A 20259-nucleotide genomic window follows, 5' to 3' on the forward strand; every position below is an offset into this window, starting at 1 on the left:
CATTCTGCTTAACGAAGGCATTCGTGCTTGGATGGCTCCGACCGACCAACCCCACGAAAACTTCATCTTCCCTGAAGAAGTTCTGCCTCGCGGTAACGCACTTTAAAAAAATCAGGATTTGGATTTCAGCTTAATTTATGTTTTTTAAATTCAAACTAGAAATCCAAATTCCTATTCACCGGGTGGACGCAGTGCTCCTGCGGTCACCCGGAGAAGAAAAAAACCGAAATCCAAAAACAAACATCGTTGGAGGTTCTACCGCGTGGTAACGCTCTCTAATTCCTATGCAAGCGGTCGCGACCAAGAATCATCAGGATTCGCTTGGTGGTCAGGCAACGCTCGTCTAATCAATCTCTCAGGCAAACTGCTGGGCGCCCACGTCGCTCACGCTGGTTTGATCGTGTTCTGGGCCGGAGCAATGACTTTGTTTGAAGTCGCTCACTTTATCCCAGAAAAACCAATGTACGAACAGGGCTTAATCTTGATGCCCCACGTCGCTACTTTGGGTTGGGGCGTCGGCCCTGGCGGTGAAGTTATTGATATCTTCCCGTTCTTCGTAGTCGGCGTACTGCACTTGATTTCCTCTGCGGTTCTCGGTTTGGGCGGCATTTATCACGCTGTTCGCGGCCCGGAAGTGCTCGAAGAATACTCGAACTTCTTCGGCTACGACTGGAAAGACAAGAACCAGATGACCAACATCATCGGCTATCACCTGATTTTATTGGGTGGCGGTTGCTTGCTGCTGGTTGCTAAGGCCATGTTCTTCGGCGGTGTCTATGACACTTGGGCTCCGGGCGGCGGCGACGTGCGTATTATCACGAACCCAACCCTCAACCCCGCTGTGATTTTTGGCTACTTGGTTCGCGCTCCTTTTGGTGGCGAAGGCTGGCTGCTCAGCGTCAACAACATGGAAGACATCATCGGCGGTCACATCTGGCTCGGCCTGATTTGTATCTCTGGCGGTGTTTGGCACATTTTGACCAAGCCTTTCGGCTGGGCTCGCCGCGCCTTAATCTGGTCTGGCGAAGCTTACCTGTCCTACAGCTTGGGCGCTTTGTCCCTCATGGGCTTCATCGCTTGCTGCTTTGTCTGGTTCAACAACACTGCTTACCCTAGCGAATTTTACGGCCCGACGGGCCCGGAAGCTTCTCAAGCGCAAGCTTTGACCTTCCTGATCCGCGACCAACGCTTGGGTGCTAACGTCGGTTCTGCACAAGGCCCTACCGGTCTGGGTAAATACCTGATGCGCTCTCCTACTGGCGAAATCATTTTCGGTGGTGAAACGATGCGTTTCTGGGATTTCCAAGGCCCTTGGTTGGAACCCTTACGCGGTACTAACGGTTTGGACTTGAACAAAATCAAGAATGATATTCAGCCTTGGCAAGCTCGCCGCGCTGCTGAGTACATGACTCACGCTCCTTTGGGTTCTTTGAACTCTGTGGGCGGCTTGGCAACTGAAGTTAACGCCTTTAACTATACTTCTCCCCGCTCTTGGTTGGCCTGTTTCCACTTTGTGATGGGTTTCTTCTTCTTGGTCGGCCACTTGTGGCACGCTGGTCGCGCTCGCGCGGCTGTCGCTGGCTTTGAAAAAGGTATCAATCGCGAAAATGAACCAGTGCTGACTATGCCTGATTTGGACTAATCATCTCCCTTGTGCTGATTTGATGGTCTAATCTAAAAAAGCTCCTGCTCGGGCAGCAGGAGCTTTTTTTTTGAGCTAATATCTCGAAAAAGTGACGTTGCGGTCGATGAAGAGCCTTTCTTTGAATGACTCCACAAGTCTTGAGACTTGACTGTTTTCATGGGTTCGGGCAAACAGCTTGCAAGGCTGACTCTACAAAGTTTATATTTAATTAAGGTACAAAAGTTTTAATCACACAAAAAAATTGAAAGTTGCAATGGGAAGTTGCAGTGTGAAGGCAGAACCCTAGCAGTTCGAGACTAATCTAGTATCGTCCTGCTGGATATTCATATTTTATTAAATGCCTGTGCTTGTCTAAGTTTGTAACAGCCACAAGAATTTTGGGCCAGTTAATCTTATTGCTGGGAAAGCAAAACATTAATAATAATGGACTCATTAAAGATCCAAAATGTCAAGGTGAGGTACGATCGAGCAAATTTACTCTCGCGCATCGCCAACCGGATTCGCCACTCTCTAGAACTGCCAGAAATTCTGAGGGCCACAGCAGCCGAAGTTCAATCCTACTTGGGAACAGACAGGGTAAAAATCTACAAATTTCATAGCGACGGCAGCGGTGAAGTGATTGCTGAATCAGTTAACAGCAACCGCTTGCCATCATTATTGGGGCTGCATTTTCCCGCAGACGATATTCCGCCTCACGCCCGCGAATTGTTCGCCCAAGTACAGGTGCGATCGATCGTCGATATCGATTCCGGGCTGCTAGGCCAAAGTCCCCGCCGCGACGGGGTTTCCGGTCAACTTCTCCCCGATGAAGTGCTCTACAGGCCGATCGACCCCTGCCACGCTGAATACTTGACTGCACTCGGCGTTAAAGCTTCCTTGGCAGTACCAATTTTTCACGGTAAAGAATTGTGGGGCTTGTTGGTATCTCACCACTCCGAATCGCGGAGTGTCGCAGAGGAGGAACTGCAAGGCGTTCAGATGGTGGCAGATCAGCTCGCCGTTGCGATCGCCCAATCAACCCTCCTCTCCCAAACCAAGGCCAAAGCTGAGCGTGAAGCTGCACTCAACCGCGTCGCCGCAGCCCTGCACTCCCAGCCCGCGATCGAACTGCAAGCAGCTTTGGCAGAATGTGTAGCTGCACTAGACGGAATAGGTGGCAGGCTGTGCATTTTCGACAGCAGCCAAATCACAAGTTTATATCCCTACTCGGCCAATTCCACAGAGGCACTCAAAGTCTATACTTGCGGCCCGGGCCCGAGAATGCCTATTTCTGCCAAATACCAGCAGATAGAGCAATACAGCGTCTGGCACGAATATTTTAACTCCAGGGAGCAACAGGTTTGGGCAATTGCCGACTTGTACAAAATTAGCAGTTTGAGAAGCCTGCAACCTGCATTTCGATCGACAAAAATCCGCAGCATTTTAATCGCACCGCTCAGAACCAGGCAGCAAATATTCGGTTACTTGAGCATTTTTCGAGAAGAATTTGACACCGAAACTCTCTGGGCCGGACAATTAGATGCCGACGGGCGACTCGCTCAATCTCGGATATCTTTTGAAGCGTGGAAAGAGTCAAAAACCGCTCAAATTCGCGAATGGGAGGCTGAAGAAATTCAATTATTACAATCTTTTGGATGCCAGTTTTCTCACGGAATCAACCAATACAAACTGTACCAAGAAATAGAGGCACTTAACGCTAATTTAGAAAATCAAGTTCAAAAACGTACAGCTCAACTGCAACAGTTGACCCAACAGCAGCGAGTGCTGTTTGAAGTGGTGGCAAAAATGCGGAAATCTCTCGACTTGAACCATATTTTTACCACGATGTCCCAGGAAGTGCGACGGGCTTTAAATGCCGATCGCGTTGGGGTTTACCGTTTCGATCCCGCATCGGAATTTAACGACGGTGAATTCGTGGCAGAAGATGTTGTCCCAGATTTTATCTCAGCAATGGCAGTCAAGGTGCACGATCGCTGCTTTGGAGAAAATTACGCCCATCTTTACTCTCAGGGACGAGTACACGCAATGTCCGACATCAGACAAGCCGCACTGCAAGACTGCTTTCTGCAAGTATTGGAACAATTTCAGATCAAAGCGACTTTAGTTGCACCGGTGATGAAAGGCAGCGAGCTTTGGGGGCTGCTGTGCGTCCACCAATGCTCGGCTCCCCGCAACTGGGAATCTTCTGAAATTCAGTTTGTTACTCAAGTTTCTGCTCAGTTAAGCATCGCACTAGAACAAGCTGATTTGCTTGCTCAAACTCAGCAGCAAGCTGTTGAATTGCAGCAAGCCACCGAGCAGCAGCGGATACTATTTGAAGTGGTAGCAAAGATTCGAGAATCCCTCGATATTAAGGCAATTTTTAAGACAGCAACTCAAGAAGTTTGTCAGTTTATGCAAGTTGATAGAATTGCTGTCTATCGCTTTAATTCTGATTGGAGCGGCAAATATGTTGCCGAGTTTGTGAAAGATGGCTGGATAAAATTGGTAGGGGAAGATATCAATACTGTTTGGGAAAATAGTTATTTGCAGGAACACCGAGGTGGCAGGTATCTCAATAATGAGATTCTAGTCGTTGACGATATCTATCAAGCTTGTCACTCGGAATGTCACTTCACTATTTTAGAGCATTTTCAGGTGAAGGCTTATGCGATAGCGCCGATTTTTGTAGGACAAGAACTTTGGGGTTTGCTGGCAGCCTATGAACATTCTGGGCCGCGCTGTTGGGAAAGTTCAGAAGTTAAGTTTTTAGCTCAGATTGCCAATCAGTTAGGCGTAGCTATCCAACAAGCCGATTTGCTGGAGGAAACGAGAGGCCAATCAGCACAAATCGCTCAAAATTTAAAGGATTTGCAGCAAACTCAAGCTCAATTGATTCAGACTGAAAAAATGTCTGGTTTGGGGCAACTGGTGGCGGGTATTGCTCACGAAATTAACAATCCGGTTAATTTTATTTACGGCAATCTCAATCACGCTACTGATTATACTAAAAATTTGCTGAGTTTGCTGGAACTTTACCAGCAGCAACATCCCGATTCTAGTCCTGAGATTGGCGAATTGGCAGAAGATATTGACTTGGAATTTCTGCGGTCAGATTTGCCGAAGTTGCTATTTTCTATGCAGGTGGGAGCCGATCGCATTCGTCAAATTGTTCTGTCTTTGAGGAATTTCTCTCGTCTGGATGAAAGTCAAATGAAGGCTGTCGATATTCACGAGGGTCTTGACAGCACGCTGTTAATTTTGCAGCACAGGCTGAAATCTAATGGGGACAGTGCCAAGATTGTGCTAGTTAAAGAGTACGGCAGTTTGCCTCTGGTTGAGTGTTATGCTGGACAGTTGAATCAGGTGTTTATGAATGTCATCGGAAATGCGATCGATGCTTTTGACTCGGACAAGTTGAGCGATCGCAAATCAGTGAGTCCTCAAATTAAAATCTCTACTGCTGTCGGTCAACTTAATGGCAATGTTCCGAGCGCGGTGATTCGGATTTCTGACAACGGTTCTGGAATTTCGGAATCGATGAGACAACGCATATTTGACCCTTTTTTCACGACTAAGCCAGTGGGAAAAGGTACTGGATTGGGACTGTCAATTAGCTACAAAATTGTGGTAGAGAAACACGGCGGCGTTTTAAAATGCAGTTCTGAATCGGGGAAGGGTACTGAATTTGCGATCGAGATTCCGATTAGTCAGTAGTCATTAGTCAGCCGTCAGTAGTCATTAGTTATTGTAGGGTGCGTCTGGAGGCTGAATGTTGTCGTCACCTACTCAAGATTCCCGCCCCCTGACGCACCCTACGGTTAGCTGAATTGGCGATCGAGATTCCGATTAGTCAGCAGTCAGTTATTGTAGGGTGCGTCAGGAGGCTGAATGTTTTTGTCACCTACTCAAGGATTCCGGCCCTCTGACGCACCCTACGGTTAGTTTCGTTATCTGTAGTCCCGATTTCAACCGCCGAGTCGAAGAGAGTTCGATCGCCCGCAAGCGTTGATTGCAGAATAGGTTTGCCCCAAAACATGGTAAATTCAATAACCAGACAGACCGTTGTCAAAGTACAGAACTGAGCGCTTGCAGTCGATCGACCGATACGCCATGCCAGATTCCGAATTCTCAGATGATTTAAAATGGACGGCCCAAGCCAAAGCCAAGCTAAAAAATATTCCCTATTTTGTCCGGGGACAAGCCCGCGTGCGCATCGAGCAATTGGCCCGCGAAGCCGATACCGAAGTCGTCACCGTTGACTTAGTTGACCAAGCTCGCATCGAGTTTGGGCATTGACACTCCCCGCCCCAAAGGGCTAGGATTCTTCGTTCACAGGGAGATGCCTTGTAAAAGCAGTGCCTTTACTTGGTCTTACTCTCCCTCCCGAAGCAGTAACGGTATGCCCTGCCGTCAAAATTCGTAAACCTTCATCTCGAATATTCTTAGCAGCATTAATATCTCTATCATGGTTTTCTCCACATTTAGGACATTGCCAACTACGAACATCCAAACTCAAGCTATCCACGCGATTTAAACAGTTATTACAAGTCTTAGAACTGGGATAGAACCTATCTACTTCGACATAGGTTTTTCCTGCCCACTTAGACTTGTAGTTCAACATGGTGCAGAATTGTCCCCAACCAGCATCACTAATAGATTTAGCTAGTTTGTGGTTTTTCACCATGTTTCTAACTGCTAGACTCTCGACAACTATGACTTGGTTTTCGTCAACTAATTTACGACTTAGTTTGTGTAAAAAATCTTCGCGACACCGAACTATCTTCGCGTGAACTTTGGCAACTTTAACCCTAGCTTTATTGCGATTACCAGACCCTTTTAGCTTATGACTTAATTGCTTTTGTCTCTTCGCTAATTTCTTTTCATACTTTCGATAGTATTTGGGATTCCCATGTTTGGTTCCATCGGATGTAACAGCATAGTGAGTTAGTCCCACGTCTATGCCAATGGCTTTTCCTTCTGTTGATTTCTCAGGTAAGTCTTTGCCGTTATCATAGAGGCAAGCCGCCAAGTATTCCCCCGATGGATTAACTGAAACCGTAACCGACTTTAGAGTACCCTCTGGTTGTCGTGAGACTTTACAATGAACATCACCAATCTTAGGCAGTTTCAATGTATCATCTTTTAATTTACAACCTTGAGGAAATCTGATAGACTGTCTATTTTGTTTCTTTTTGAAGTTGGGATATTTAGCCCTACCCTCGAAGAAGTTCAGGAAAGCACTAGAAAGATTTAAAGCAGCTTGCTGCAGGACTTGTGACGGTGCTTCACTCAACCACTCATACTCTTTCTTCAGGGAGGGTAGAAGTTTGATTATTTCATTTCTGCTTAACCCCTTCCCCGTTTGCTTGTAAGTTTCAGACGTTAAGTTGAGGGCATAGTTATAGAACCATCTAGTACATCCAAACGACTTGGCAAGCAAAACTGATTGCTCACTTGTCGGATAGATTCTGTACTTGAAGGCTTTTAACATTTTTTTTACCAAACCAGTGATACTATGGTAACACAGGACAGCCTAAATGTAAAGCCGTCTTAAAATACGGGGTTTGAGACCCATTTTTTTGATAAGGGATCGAAATGTACCCTAAAGCTTTAGACTATAAAATGCGTTGTAAGGACAAGGATTTAAAAAAGTAGTGCGGAAAATAGTTATTGCTGGCAACTGGAAAATGTACAAAACTAGGGCAGAATCCCTAGAGTTTCTTCAAGGATTCATGTCCTGCCTGACGGAAACCCCAGAAGAACGGGAAGTCGTGCTTTGCGTTCCCTTCACAGATTTGAGTGTCCTCTCGAAAAACCTGCACGGAAGCCGGATCAGACTCGGTGCTCAGAACGTTCACTGGCAAGAGTCGGGAGCTTATACTGGTGAAATTTCCGGGCAGATGCTGACAGAACTTGGGGTGCGCTACGTCATCATCGGGCACAGCGAGCGCCGGCAATATTTTGGGGAAACCGACGAAACGGTGAATTTGCGGCTGACAACTGCTCAGAAATCCGGTTTAATTCCGATTCTGTGCGTGGGAGAGACGAAGCAGCAGCGCGATGCGGGGGAAACGGAAGATCATATTTTTTCTCAGTTGGCGCAGGATTTGGTTGGTGTTGACCAAGATAATTTGGTTATAGCTTACGAACCGATTTGGGCGATCGGCACTGGCGACACCTGCGAAACGAAGGAAGCTAACCGAGTTATTGGTTTGATTCGCTCTAAATTGACTAATCCTGACGTGCCGATTCAGTATGGCGGCTCTGTTAAGCCGGAAAATATTGATGAAGTTATGGCGATGCCTGAAATTGACGGGGTTTTGGTAGGCGGTGCGAGTTTGGAACCTGCCAGTTTCGATAGAATTGTCAATTATAAATAATTGTAATTGGTGATTGGTAATTGCTAATTGGTGGTTGTACGAAGAGTTTTGATGTTGAGAAATGACAATCTGTAGGAGTTACCCCAAAATCTTCCCGTACCAGTTGATGATGGGGCAACTAACCACCTTTTGGGCTGACAACAATATGATGTTCGATCGATCGCCTATAATTGTAATGTGCCTTTGAGTGTTTTTCCGATCGAGAGAATTGTTCCATGAATGCGATCGTTCTACCCAAACCCGCTTTAGAGGAGTTCCTCAAACTTCCTGAAACTGAGCCGGCCTCAGAATTTATTGACGGAGATATCCTTCAGAAACCCATGCCTCAAGGCGAACACAGCATAATTCAAGTTGAACTCTGCAAGAGTATCGATCGAGTAGCGCAAACTCAAAAAATTGCCAAGGCTTTTTCTGAATTGCGCTGCACTTTTGGCGGTAAGTCGATCGTACCAGATATAGCAGTATTCCGCTGGGAAAGAATTCCTTTTTTGCCTTCGGGTAGAATTGCCAACAGCTTTGAAATTAATCCAGACTGGTCGATCGAAATTTTATCGCCAAACCAAAGCCAAACAAAAGTCCTTGGTAAATTGCTGCACTATTCGCGACACGGTACTGAGTTGGGTTGGTTGCTAGATCTAGAGGAAGAAAGTATTTTAGCAGTATTTCCCGGACAAAAAGTAGAATTGTATCGAGGTACAGCTCGATTGCCAATTATTAATGGAATTGAGTTAGAATTGACGGTTGATAATGTTTTTAGCTGGTTGAGTTTTGGTTGAAGAATCTTGGACGCATCAGACTCTAAGAAACCGGGTTTTTTTAAGATTAGTTCGTAGTGTGGACTTTAGTCCGCTCTCCGGCTGCGGACTAAAGTCCACACTACAAACCGTTTTTTGTTCGTAGTGTGGACTTTAGTCCGCTCTCCGGTAGTCCGCTCTCCGGCTGCGGACTAAAGTCCACACTACGAACCGTTTTTGTTATGGTAATTGACCGGACACGATATCAAACCTAAAATCTTGAATCTAAAATCTCACTCGCCATGACAGATAACCCAGCCAAAATTATCATTAGAAATAAAACTTTCGAGTGGGGAAAACGCACTTATTTAATGGGCGTTTTAAACGTAACTCCTGACAGTTTTAGCGACGGCGGAGATTTCAATACCATAGAAGCTGCTTTAGCGCAAGCTGAAAATATGGTGAAATCGGGGGTAGATATTATTGATATTGGCGGTCAATCTACGCGGCCAGGTGCAGCGGAAATATCCTTAGAAGAAGAGATCGATCGCGTTATACCTGTCGTACAAATGCTGAGGGAAAAAGCCGATATTTTTGCCTCAGTTCCGATTTCTGTCGATACTACCAGAGCGCAGGTTGCTTCTTCTGCGGTTGAGGCGGGAGCGGATATAATTAACGATATTTCGGGAGCAACTTTTGACTCGGAAATGCTGTCAACGGTTGCTCAGTTGCAAGTGCCGATAATTTTGATGCACGTGCGGGGGACTCCCCAGACGATGCAAAAACTCACAGATTATCAGGATTTGATTGGGGAAATTCTGGATTTTTTGGAGAGTCGAATAGTGGCCGCTGTGGCTGCGGGAATTGACAAATCTCAGATAATTATCGACCCCGGTATTGGCTTTGCGAAGACTTACAGTCAAAACTTGGAAATTCTGCGGCAGTTGCCAAAATTCCGGGGTTTAGACTGTCCGATTTTAGTCGGAGTATCGCGCAAAAGCTTTATCGGTCACATTTTGAATCAGCCAGAAGCTAAACAAAGAATTTGGGGGACAGCGGCGGCTTGTACAGGTGCGATCGCAAATTCGGCAGATATTTTGCGAGTTCACGATGTCAGAGAAATGCACGATGTTTGTTTGGTTGCCGACGCTATCTTCAGAAATCAATCTTGAGCGGTTGATTGGTCGATTAGTTTGAGTTCTCGCTCTCCCCCGTGATGAGAATGCTGCTCGATATCCGGCATGGAACCCATCAATTCGTTGAGAGCTTCTGTCATGTTTCTCGGGTCCATAAACAGAATTTTGGCGTTGTCGCTTTCGCCTAATTTTTGTTGAGCGTCTAAGTATTTTTCAGTTACTAAGTAATTCAAAACTTGCTTGCTGTTCGGATGAGAGTCTAAAGCTTCAACGAGGAGCCTCATGTACTCCTTAGTGCCGATCGCCTTATTGACCATTGCTTGCCATTCGCTCTTAGTAGCGCGCTCCAATTCCATAGCTTCTTGCACCCTTTTCGGAGGTGTAATGCTTTGAATTTCTACGCGAATTACTTTGACGCCCCAAGTTTCGGTAGCCTCGTCCAACTTCTTGAGTAACTTTTTATTCATGTCATCTCGGGAACCCAAGATGTCTTGCATCGGCAATCGACCAATTTCAGCGCGAAACGTGGTTAAAACTAAGTTGGCGATCGCATTTTCAATTTGATCGATGCCATAATAAGCTTTCTGCAAATTCACAACCCGCCAATACACAACGGCATCGACTTCTAGGGCCACATTATCGCCCGTAATTGCTGATTGAGGTTTAATATCTAAAACTCGTTCGCGGCTGGTGTCCACGCAGACGACTTTTTCGATCAGGGGACTGATAAAGTGGAATCCGGGCTTGAGGGTGCGCTTGTATTGACCCAAACGTTCGACTAAAGCTTCGTCGCCACCGCTGACTATTTTCACGCTTGAGTTAACAGCGTAGCCGAGGATGAGCGCAAACAGCATGGTGAGAATAGACTGCCCCATTTCTACTTTCCTGCTAAGGTTGACTGAGAATCGATCGAGAATATACTCTAATTTAACTCAAAGTCTGCCGGTCGCGTGCTAAAATATCTCGACTGCTGGAACAAAGTAAACCTGTTAATAACGAGATCAATGGTGGGCCGCCATGTGTTCGGACTCTGACGAAGCAGTGAAATCCAGAATATCAACAACACATTTCCACAAAAGACATGAAAAACGATCGAGAGTTTCGCCCTTTCAAACCTTTTACCTGGATTGGCCCAAGCATTGCGGCGGCGGGAATGTGCGCCTTGGCAGTTGTCCCACCCGTACAAGCTGAACCAAATACTTCGGTGCAAATTGCCCCAAACTGGCAGTCGCAGAACTTGCAGCCACCCCGCCGAGGGCCCGCAGTCCGCGAAGTTCTATCCTACGAGATGAAGGGAGACGAACTCAAGATTTGCAAGCAGCAGCAAGGGAACTCCGAGAAAAAGTGCGAAGTTGTAGGGAAAGGTTACACGGTGGGTTTGAGAACTGCCAACGACCTCTACGGTCAAGGAAATCTGGTCAATGCCGAAGTTTTGTACCGGCAACTAATCGCTCGCTATCCCAAACAAGCCGATGCTTATTATAAGTTGGGAAGTCTGCTGTCGGGACAAGGTAAAATGAGCGATGCGATGGCTCAATTCCAAAAAGCAATTGAAGTCAACCCCCAACACGCCAAAGCTCACAACGATTTGGGCGTGGCTATGGCAAGTCAAGGAAAGTTGTCCGAGGCGATCGTGCTGTGGAGACAAGCCGTTAAAATTAACGATCGATATCCCGATGCTTTAAATAATTTAGGAGTCGGTTTGTACCAGCAAGGAGCAAAGGAAGACCAAGCGGAGGCTGTAGCCAGTCTCAAAAAAGCTAAGGAGTTATTTATCAAGCAGGGCAGAACTCAAGCCGCTACTAGAGTAGATAAAATTTTGGAGGAAATGAATTCACAGTCCAGCGGATCTTAAATTCATATTATGTTCGATATACCTAAAACAAAAAAGGTTTGTAGTGAGGACTTTAGTCCGCAATTAAGAAGGACTAAAGTCCTCACTACAAACCAATCTTAATTATGGTCATCCCAGCGGATATGAGAGCGAGAGCAGATCGAACATTCACAGAAAAAAAAGAGGGGGCGATCGGCATCAATCAGCCTTCAACGGCGGTTAAACACGCCCCGAAGCCTCAATCTAAAGCATTTCCCTCAAAACTTGTAAAATCACATCTCCATCCACGCGATCGCTCACAGCAGCCTCCCCCAAGCGCACCGGCAGCACAAACCGCACCTTGCCATCCTGCACCTTCTTATCCAGTTGCAAAGTCTTCAAAATCTCCTCAACATCAACACCAGCAGGCAATTTCGCAGGTAAAGCCGCCTTAGCAATTAAAGCAGATTGGCGGCGATCGCACTCAGCATCCCACATTCCCAGCTCCACAGCCAACCGGCTGGATGCAGCCATACCGATTGCCACCCCTTCCCCGTGATTGATTACCTTGTAATTCGTCAAACTTTCTACAGCATGACCGATCGTGTGACCGTAATTCAAAATCGCCCGCAAACCCGACTCCTTCTCATCCTTGGTTACCACATCAGCCTTAGCTTGGCAAGACCTGCTCAAAATTTCCGCCAACAAATCCCCCTTCACATAGCGCATTTGATCCAAACGCTTGCAATTCTCCAACTTCCCGAACAACTCAGCATCCCAAATCACCCCATACTTGATGACTTCCGCCATCGCCGAACGAAACTCCCGCGCCGGCAGAGTTTTGAGAACATCCGGGTCAATCAACACCAAACGCGGCTGATGAAAAGCCCCGATTAAATTCTTCCCTTCAGGATGATTTACCCCCGTTTTGCCGCCAATAGAAGCATCAACCATCGCCAGCAGCGAAGTCGGAACCTGCACCACATTAATTCCGCGCAGCCAAGTCGCCGCCGCAAAACCCGTCATATCGCCAACCACCCCGCCGCCCAAAGCCACCATTGTCGAGGAACGTTCCAAACGGTTAGCCAAAGCCGCATTGTAAATCTTCTGGATCGAATTTAAAGTTTTGTATTGTTCGCCCGGTGGTAAAATGCAGGTACTGACTTCCAGACCGGCCGATTCGAGGGCTGCGGTTGCTCTTTCGCCGTAGTGCCGAAAAATCGACTGATTTGAGACCAAAAGAACTTTTTTGCCCAAACTTAGATCGCCCATCAGACTGCCGAGTTCGTCTAAGCCGCCCGTTGGCGTAGCCCCCGTAGGGGATCGCACGCAAATATTGTAAGATTGTGGGCCCAAGTCAACTTTAATTATCGATTGCATATTTATCTACTTTAGATATTAGATTTTAGATTATAGTTCTTATAGGTCTTTTTATTGATTATTTTGGAGAAATTGCAATGAGTCTTACCGGAGCAATAGCTTATTTTGGAATTTTCGGCGGCATGGTCGGCTTGGCAACAGTGCTGATGTTTGGTCTGCGGGCTGTCAAACTCATCTAGTTCGCCTGCTTTGTGACTTAGAACTCAGACCGTTAAACCTCTGGTAAAAGTATTGATCGGGCGAAGTCTTTGCGCCCCAAAAAATCTCTGATTAAATCGGCAGATTTAGCGCGCAAATGCTTCGGTCGATATAACCTGAGACTAAAACTATAGCCTTTCGAGATCTCATATTCGCGGACGACTGGGCATAGGGCATAGGGCCTAGGCCTCCGTGGGCACGCAAGCATACCTCACCACGCTTGAGAACCGCTATAGCTTAATTAGACTCTTGGCTGACTGACAATTCCCTGACCAATACTAATGAATCTAACCCCGAAGATACTTCGAGAGCGCCCAGCAACAGACCTAAAATAATTTGGGAAAATGAAACAAAAGTAGGGCTAGAAGTTGTTGCGAATCAAAAGAGCAAGACTCCGACAATCAAATATTTTACTAAATTTACTTAAACCTATCCGTTGCAACAAGTTATGGTAAAAACTCTCACCCAGGCATCTAAATTAATTAGAATATCCAACTATGTTGGCCCTCAAGCGATCGCTCAAATTAAATAACAGCGAAGCGACGCTACTTGGAAGTCAAACCAGACCAGCTACAGGGATTAGTCGCCAGTTTTTCCGTACTCAGCCATAGTTGCGTAAGTTATGTTTAAACATCTGCACCTACTTAACAAAGGTCACAATTCTTGCGAAGCGGGCGGTTTAACAAGCGCTTTGATAATATGGGAAAAGCAATTAGCTATTATCGAGCTTCTGTACAACTTATTATCAAAAAAATAATTGGACAGCAATACAAAATAACTTAGGATTAGCTTAACCAATTATGAATACGATCGCCAACCTACCAGGGTATCAAATCACACAGCAATTATACTCAGGTAGGCGCACCCTTGTCTATCGAGGTATCCGTACCAGCGATCGACAACCCGTCGCCATCAAATTACTCCGCAACGAATACCCAAACTTTAACGAACTCGTTCAATTCCGCAACCAATATACCATTGCCAAAAATCTCGACTTTCCTAGTATTATCAAACCCTTAACCCTAGAAGTTAATCGCAATGGCTATGCCTTAGTCATGGAAGACTTTGGTGGAATTTCCCTATCAGATTATCTCCCAACAGCCACCAATGAAAATCCCCAATATAAATATTTACCTTTAGGGGATTTTTTCATAATATCCCTTAAACTCACAGAAATCCTGCACTATCTCTACCAAAATCGAGTCATCCACAAAGATATAAAACCCGCCAACATTCTCATCGATCCAGAAACAAAAGAAGTCAAATTAATTGATTTTAGTATTGCTTCTCTCCTACCAAAAGAAACCCAACAGATTCAGAATACTAATGATTTAGAAGGCACATTAGCCTATCTTTCTCCCGAACAAACTGGTCGAATGAATCGAGGCATAGATTATCGAAGTGACTTTTATTCTCTGGGAATTACATTTTATGAATTATTGACGGGAACATTACCATTTAGCTCGGAAGATGCAATAGAAGTGGTACACTGTCACCTGGCGAAACAGCCGATTCCCATCCATCAAATTAATTCAGAAATTCCCCTAATATTGTCAGAAATTGTCAGTAAACTGATCGCAAAAAATGCCGAAAATCGTTATCAGAGTGCCTTGGGAATTAAGCACGATTTAGAAATCTGTCTATCTCAACTGCAAACTACAGGCACAATAGAGCCTTTTGAAATAGGAAAGCGAGATATTAGCGATCGCTTCCTAATTCCCGAAAAACTCTACGGAAGAGAAGCCGAAGTTAATCAACTATTAAATTCCTTCGATCGCGTCGCCCAGGGCACAGCAGAAATGATGTTAGTAGCAGGTTTTTCTGGAATTGGGAAAACCGCAGTGATAAATGAAGTACATAAACCTATTGTCAGGCAGCGCGGCTATTTTATTAAAGGCAAATATGACCAATTTCAACGCAATATCCCCTTTTGGGCTTTCGTGCAAGCTTTTCGCGATCTAATAGGACAAATATTATCAGAGCCAGATGAGCAATTGCAAACCTGGAAAGCCAATATTCTCAAAGCAGTAGGAGACAGCGGGCAAGTCTTAATTAATGTAATTCCCGAGCTAGAAAACATAATTGGCAAACAGCCGCCAGCCTTAGAATTATCAGGAACTGCTGCCCAAAATCGCTTTAATTTATTATTTCAAAAATTTGTGCAACTCTTTACCAGTAAAGAACATCCCTTAGTGATGTTTCTGGATGACTGGCAATGGGCTGATTCTGCATCATTGAATTTGCTGAAATTATTGATGCAACAAGATACAGGACATCTATTGATATTAGGTGCTTATCGAGATCGTGAAGTTTCACCTGTCCATCCATTCATTTTAACAGTAGATGAAATTGTCAAAACGGGAGCAACGGTTAATACAATTACTCTCCCACCGTTAAGGGAATCGGATATTAATTTTTTGGTAGCAGATACGCTGAATTGTGAATTATCCCTAGCCCAGCCTTTGACAAAATTAATCTTTCAAAAAACTCAGGGAAATCCTTTCTTTGCCACTCAGTTTCTCAAAGCTTTACACGATGACAAGTTAATTAGTTTTAATTGGGATATCCAGCATTGGCAGTGCGATATTGCCCAAATCAACGCCTTGGCAATTACTGATGATGTAGTTGAATTCATGGCGCGGCAATTGCAGAAATTACCAATCCCAACTCAGGATGTCTTAAAGTTGGCTGCTTGTATTGGGGCGCAGTTCGATTTGCATACTTTGGCAATAGTTTCACAGCAATCGGAAATAGAGACTGCGACGGTTTTATGGAGAGCATTGCAGGATGGTTTTATTTTGCCGATTAGTAATGTTTATAAGTTTTATCAAGTAGAATGCAATGATAACTTAAACCCAGAAGAGGAAAATGCTAATAAACAAATTGCTAGCTACAGATTTTTGCACGATCGCGTTCAACAAGCCGCCTATTCCCTCATTCCTTCAGCTCAAAAACAGGCAACTCATCTCAAAATCGGTCAACTGCTCCAACAAAACTTATCAGACATAGAAAAAGAGGAAAAGCTGTTTGATATTGTCGGGCATTTAAATTTAGGAATGGGGTTAATTGAGCGAGCCCAAGAACGAGAAGCCTTAGCCAGACTTAACTTAGCTGCCGGACAGAAAGCCCGAAATTCTACAGCATACTCAGCCGCCAGAACTTTTGTAAAAATAGGGCGGGAGTTGCTAACCGCAGATTGTTGGCAAACTCAGTATGAATTAACCCTTAATCTTTATGTGGCTGCGGCGGAAACTGCCTATTTGAATGCTGATTTTGATGGCATGGAAGAAATGGCAAATCTGGTTTGGCGATCGGCTAAAACAATACTAGATAAAGTAAAAATATATGAGATTCAAATCAACGCACTGACAACTCAGAATCAGATGTTAGAAGCGATCGCAGTAGGCAGAATCGCCCTAGAACAATTGGGGATTGAACTTCCCTCTGAAAATGACGAAGCCTTGACACGCATTGCACTACAAAACCTTGCCAGTCAACTGGAGGACAAACAGATTGAGGAACTGGTTGACCTTCCCGTAATGAGCGATCCTCGGACAATTGCGGCTATGCAACTGTTAGCAATGTTATTTTTACCCATTTTTATGGTAAATTCTGCCTTGTTGCCTGTGCTTTGCGCCACAATGGTCAGTCTATCGCTCCAATTGGGAAATGCACCCGCATCAACAATCGGGTATGCAAGTTATGGCATGGTGCTGTCTGTCTTTTTGGGAGAAGTAGAAAAAGGCTATCGCTTTGGTCGAGTGGCACTGAGCGTACTCAATCGGTTGAATGTGGGGGAATTTAAGTCCATAGCTTTACTTTGGTTTTGCTGTTTTACCCAGCATCGTCAAGAAGAACTAAGGGCAGTAATTCTAACGGCAAAAGAGGGCTATCTGGCTGGAATGGAAACTGGTGATTTCCTAAATGCTGGCTACAATATTAATGTTTATTTTGATGATAGTTTCTTCGCTGGAATGGATTTATATGATTGGGAATCAGAAATAGAAAATTACTGTGTTGTCTTAGCTCAAGTTAAGCAATATTTGCCTCTGGCTTATGTGAAGATGAGACAACAGATGGTACAGAATTTGATAGGACTTGTCCATCAACCAGATTTATTAATCGGCCAGACCTACGATGAAACGGTCATGATTCCCAAGCACCATCAGAATAAGGAGTTTCCAGCACTCGCTTTTGTCTATATATACAAACTGATGCTTGCCTATCTCTTTGGCAACTACGCCAACGCCCTAGACTACATTGCCCAAGCTAAGGCATATTTGATGGTAGTGGCAGCAATGATTCATACTCCGATTTTCCATTTCTATGCCGGGTTAAGCTACTTGGCACTATTTTCTACGCAGTCAGAAATGGAGCAAACTAACACTCTCACTCTGCTGGAAACCCATCAAACTACTCTGGCTCAATGGGCGCACCATGCACCGATGAATCACCAACATAAGGTTGACTTAGTAGAGGCAGAAAAATTCCGAGTTTTCGGCAATAAATATGAAGCTGGAGATTGGTACGATCGCGCAATTTCCGGAGCCAAAGAAAACGAATATATCCAAGAAGAAGCGTTAGCTAATGAACTAGCGGCTAAATTTTATCTGGACTGGGGAAAAGAAAAAGTTGCTTCTGGATATATGCAGGAAGCATACTACTGTTACACCCGATGGGGTGCGAAGGCGAAAGTTGTTTATTTAGAACAACACTATCCCCAACTACTAGGGGCTATTCTCCAACCGACTAAGCGAGCTATCATATCTGAGGGAACAATCTCTCCTACCCTCATGAGAAGCGTAACGAGCGTCAGTAGCAGCAACAGCCAGAATTTATGGCTGGATTTTCCGGCGGTGATGAAAGCAGCACAAGCTATTTCACAGGAAATTGAATTAGAGAAACTATTGGCCACTTTGATGCAAATTGCGATCGCCCATGCGGGAGCGGAAACCGGAATTTTAGCGATCGATCGAGATGCAAAATGGTTAGTAGTGGCTTCATCGGCTCAAAACCATACCGAAAAGAGGCACATTCCTTTAGCTGAATGTCAAGAATTACCCCAAAGTTTGATTTATTCTGTAGCCAGAAGTCAAACAACGGCGGTTTGTGATAACTTGAGTGCTTCGGCTCAATTTGCAGGCGATCGCTATATCATAACCCACCAGCCTAAATCAGCTTTATGTATTCCGATTAGCAAGCGGGGAAAATTAATCGCGATTTTGTATTTAGAAAATAATCTAACAGTGGGAGCGTTTACAAGCGAGCGCGTCGAAACCCTCCAAATCGTTACTGCTCAAGCGGCTATATCCATTGAAAACGCCCGTTTGTATCAACAAGTAGAGAACTACTCTCAAACCTTGGAAGCGGAAGTAGAGCGAAAAACTGAAGAGTTAAGCCAAAAAGCTGTTGATTTAGAGCAAGCATTGAAAAATTTACAACAAACCCAAGCACAACTAATTCAGAGCGAGAAAATGTCCGCCGTCGGTCAACTCGTAGCGGGAATAGCACACGAAATTAACAACCCAGTTACTTTTATTCATAGCAATCTTCAGCCCACCGAAAATTATGTCAAAGCTTTGCTGAACTTGCTGGAACTTTATCAGCAAGAATATCCAGATAAAAGCTCAGCAATTAAAGCAAATATTGAGGAAATTGAGTTAGAATTTATCAGGGAAGATTTAACTAAGATTCTGCAATCCATGAAAGCCGGAAGCGAACGAATCAAGCAAATTATCTTGAGTTTGCGTAATTTCTCTCGCTTGGACGAAGCAGACATGAAATCTGTAGATTTACACGCCGGACTTGAAAGCACTTTACTAATTTTACAAAACCGCTTCCAAGAAAGTGATAATCTGCCCGAGGTACAAGTTATTAAAGAGTATGGCAACCTGCCTCGTGTTACCTGTTATGCGAGTGAGATGAATCAGGTATTTCTCAGTATTATTAGTAATGCTCTTGATGCTCTCAAACAAGTTAGTAAAACTCAAAATAATCCTTCGATTAAGATTCAAACTGAAGTGATAAAAAAAGAGTGGGTAAGAATTGCGATCGCTGATAATGGTAGTGGGATTCCTACCCATATTCAAAAACGCATATTCGAGCCATTTTTTACAACTAAACCAGTGGGGAGCGGTACAGGTTTAGGTTTATCTGTCAGCTATGCTATTATCAAAAAACATGGGGGTAAATTAACCTGTGGTTCGACTGTCAGCAGCGGGACTATTTTTGCGATCGAGATTCCTATAAAGTATCTGGGTTGACTGGGGCCAGAGATGGACTCGAATATAGATGTCAAGTTGAAAGTAGAATGGGCTTAAAAATCTTGTCATTACCCAAATTTCCTGAAACCCTGACTGCGCCGTTATTCCGCCAGGGACTGAAGTCCCTGGCTAATAGCGTAAGTCGGTTGAAACCGACTAAGTTTTTGGTTCTTTTAGTCGGTTTTAACTCACATCTTGCATCATTGTCAGCAACGCTGCTCAAAGCCCGTTCCACAAAGAATGAATTTTCTTGTGGGGTGGGCGTCCCGCCCGCCCGTGAAAGGCTAATTGAGAATGGTGCAAGATCTCAGTTTTAACCGACTTACGCTATTAGCCGTAGGTTTGAACCTACGGCGGGCTAGCAGGTAAACGAAAAATGAAAAATGTGGGTAATGACAATGCTTAAAAATGCACCGGGATTTTTGTAATTGGGAAACGGGCGATCGCCTTTGGGACACCGACTGTTCAACAGTTGACAGTTGACAGTTGACAGTTGACCTGTGGAGAGCGACCTCTACCTAGAAGGAAGAGGATTGGAGTAATGAATAGTCTGATTTTAATTTCTCCCTCACTCGTGAGAGGCTTTCAACTAATTCTTTCTGGTAAACAAAGGGTGAGTATCCAGCAATTCCAATTGTTCCTCTCGCCTCCAGCAAGAAAAAATCTGGGTGAGAGTGCGATCGCAAAATCCAAATTATCTCTTCAAAACGCCTAGATTAATGGGGTAC

Annotated in this window: 12 protein-coding genes and 1 pseudogene; 10 read left to right on the forward strand and 3 right to left on the reverse strand. The window is 44.8% G+C overall.

What is annotated here, in order from left to right:
• From JGK39_RS22990 to JGK39_RS23005, 4 genes and pseudogenes are all read left to right on the forward strand, one after another.
• Positions 1-106, forward strand: a pseudogene (locus JGK39_RS22990) (photosystem II protein D2); the annotation flags it as partial.
• 156 nt (positions 107-262) lie between these two features.
• The gene (psbC, locus tag JGK39_RS22995) at positions 263-1642 is read left to right on the forward strand and encodes a photosystem II reaction center protein CP43 (RefSeq protein WP_293252733.1); all 1380 of its coding nucleotides are present in this window, start codon (positions 263-265) and stop codon (positions 1640-1642) included.
• Between the two features lie 426 nt (positions 1643-2068).
• Complete coding sequence (locus JGK39_RS23000) at positions 2069-5341, forward strand: GAF domain-containing protein (protein ID WP_293297070.1); 3273 nt, start codon at positions 2069-2071, stop codon at positions 5339-5341.
• 396 nt (positions 5342-5737) lie between these two features.
• A complete protein-coding gene (locus tag JGK39_RS23005; RefSeq protein WP_293297073.1) occupies positions 5738-5923 on the forward strand; it encodes a PCP reductase family protein in 186 nt (61 codons plus the stop codon).
• 19 nt (positions 5924-5942) lie between these two features.
• Here the strand turns inward: JGK39_RS23005 and tnpB are convergent, their stop codons facing one another.
• Positions 5943-7118 carry an IS200/IS605 family element RNA-guided endonuclease TnpB gene (gene tnpB, locus JGK39_RS23010; RefSeq protein WP_293297076.1) on the reverse strand — a complete coding sequence of 392 codons (1176 nt, stop codon included), beginning with the start codon at positions 7116-7118 and terminating at the stop codon, positions 5943-5945.
• A gap of 163 nt (positions 7119-7281) precedes the next feature.
• On the opposite strand from tnpB, the gene tpiA reads away from it, so the two are divergent.
• The 3 genes from tpiA (at position 7282) to folP (ending at position 9913) form a co-directional block, all read left to right on the forward strand.
• Positions 7282-8007 (forward strand): triose-phosphate isomerase, encoded by a 726-nt coding sequence (gene tpiA / locus JGK39_RS23015; protein WP_293252740.1) that lies wholly within the window; start codon positions 7282-7284, stop codon positions 8005-8007.
• Positions 8008-8222: 215 nt separating this feature from the next.
• Entirely contained in the window at positions 8223-8783 is a 561-nt protein-coding gene (locus JGK39_RS23020; RefSeq protein ID WP_293297079.1) for a Uma2 family endonuclease, read from the forward strand.
• A gap of 260 nt (positions 8784-9043) precedes the next feature.
• A complete protein-coding gene (gene folP, locus JGK39_RS23025; RefSeq protein WP_293252746.1) occupies positions 9044-9913 on the forward strand; it encodes a dihydropteroate synthase in 870 nt (289 codons plus the stop codon).
• On the opposite strand, the gene JGK39_RS23030 is transcribed toward folP, so the two are convergent.
• Positions 9904-10752, reverse strand: a complete 849-nt coding sequence (locus tag JGK39_RS23030) for a stomatin-like protein (RefSeq protein WP_293252749.1) — start codon at positions 10750-10752, stop codon at positions 9904-9906. The two genes, folP and JGK39_RS23030, sit on opposite strands and share 10 nt — an antisense overlap.
• Before the next feature lie 206 nt (positions 10753-10958).
• Here JGK39_RS23030 and JGK39_RS23035 point away from each other — a divergent pair, with 206 nt between their 5' ends.
• Positions 10959-11732 carry a tetratricopeptide repeat protein gene (locus JGK39_RS23035; protein WP_293252753.1) on the forward strand — a complete coding sequence of 258 codons (774 nt, stop codon included), beginning with the start codon at positions 10959-10961 and terminating at the stop codon, positions 11730-11732.
• 222 nt (positions 11733-11954) lie between these two features.
• Here the strand turns inward: JGK39_RS23035 and aroB are convergent, their stop codons facing one another.
• Positions 11955-13070, reverse strand: a complete 1116-nt coding sequence (gene aroB, locus JGK39_RS23040) for a 3-dehydroquinate synthase (protein ID WP_293297083.1) — start codon at positions 13068-13070, stop codon at positions 11955-11957.
• Between the two features lie 77 nt (positions 13071-13147).
• On the opposite strand from aroB, the gene JGK39_RS23045 reads away from it, so the two are divergent.
• Together JGK39_RS23045 and JGK39_RS23050 are read left to right on the forward strand one after the other, a co-directional pair.
• On the forward strand, positions 13148-13249 hold the full coding sequence (locus JGK39_RS23045) for a cytochrome b6-f complex subunit PetL (protein WP_194010188.1): 102 nt from the start codon (positions 13148-13150) through the stop codon (positions 13247-13249).
• An 819-nt stretch (positions 13250-14068) separates the two neighbouring features.
• Positions 14069-19531 carry an ATP-binding sensor histidine kinase gene (locus tag JGK39_RS23050; protein ID WP_293252759.1) on the forward strand — a complete coding sequence of 1821 codons (5463 nt, stop codon included), beginning with the start codon at positions 14069-14071 and terminating at the stop codon, positions 19529-19531.
• Positions 19532-20259 lie beyond the last annotated feature (728 nt).

Source organism: Microcoleus sp. PH2017_12_PCY_D_A (assembly GCF_020738565.1).
GTDB lineage: Bacteria > Cyanobacteriota > Cyanobacteriia > Cyanobacteriales > Microcoleaceae > Microcoleus.

What these genes read in the sequence shown, in the direction of transcription:
- JGK39_RS23000 (WP_293297070.1), top strand. Translation starts at nt 2,069, where the DNA reads ATGGACTCATTAAAGATCCAAAATGTCAAGGTGAGGTACGATCGAGCA.
- JGK39_RS23005 (WP_293297073.1), top strand. Translation starts at nt 5,738, where the DNA reads ATGCCAGATTCCGAATTCTCAGATGATTTAAAATGGACGGCCCAAGCC.
- tnpB (WP_293297076.1), bottom strand. Translation starts at nt 7,118, where the DNA reads ATGTTAAAAGCCTTCAAGTACAGAATCTATCCGACAAGTGAGCAATCA.
- JGK39_RS23020 (WP_293297079.1), top strand. Translation starts at nt 8,223, where the DNA reads ATGAATGCGATCGTTCTACCCAAACCCGCTTTAGAGGAGTTCCTCAAA.
- folP (WP_293252746.1), top strand. Translation starts at nt 9,044, where the DNA reads ATGACAGATAACCCAGCCAAAATTATCATTAGAAATAAAACTTTCGAG.
- JGK39_RS23030 (WP_293252749.1), bottom strand. Translation starts at nt 10,752, where the DNA reads ATGGGGCAGTCTATTCTCACCATGCTGTTTGCGCTCATCCTCGGCTAC.
- JGK39_RS23035 (WP_293252753.1), top strand. Translation starts at nt 10,959, where the DNA reads ATGAAAAACGATCGAGAGTTTCGCCCTTTCAAACCTTTTACCTGGATT.
- aroB (WP_293297083.1), bottom strand. Translation starts at nt 13,070, where the DNA reads ATGCAATCGATAATTAAAGTTGACTTGGGCCCACAATCTTACAATATT.
- JGK39_RS23045 (WP_194010188.1), top strand. Translation starts at nt 13,148, where the DNA reads ATGAGTCTTACCGGAGCAATAGCTTATTTTGGAATTTTCGGCGGCATG.
- JGK39_RS23050 (WP_293252759.1), top strand. Translation starts at nt 14,069, where the DNA reads ATGAATACGATCGCCAACCTACCAGGGTATCAAATCACACAGCAATTA.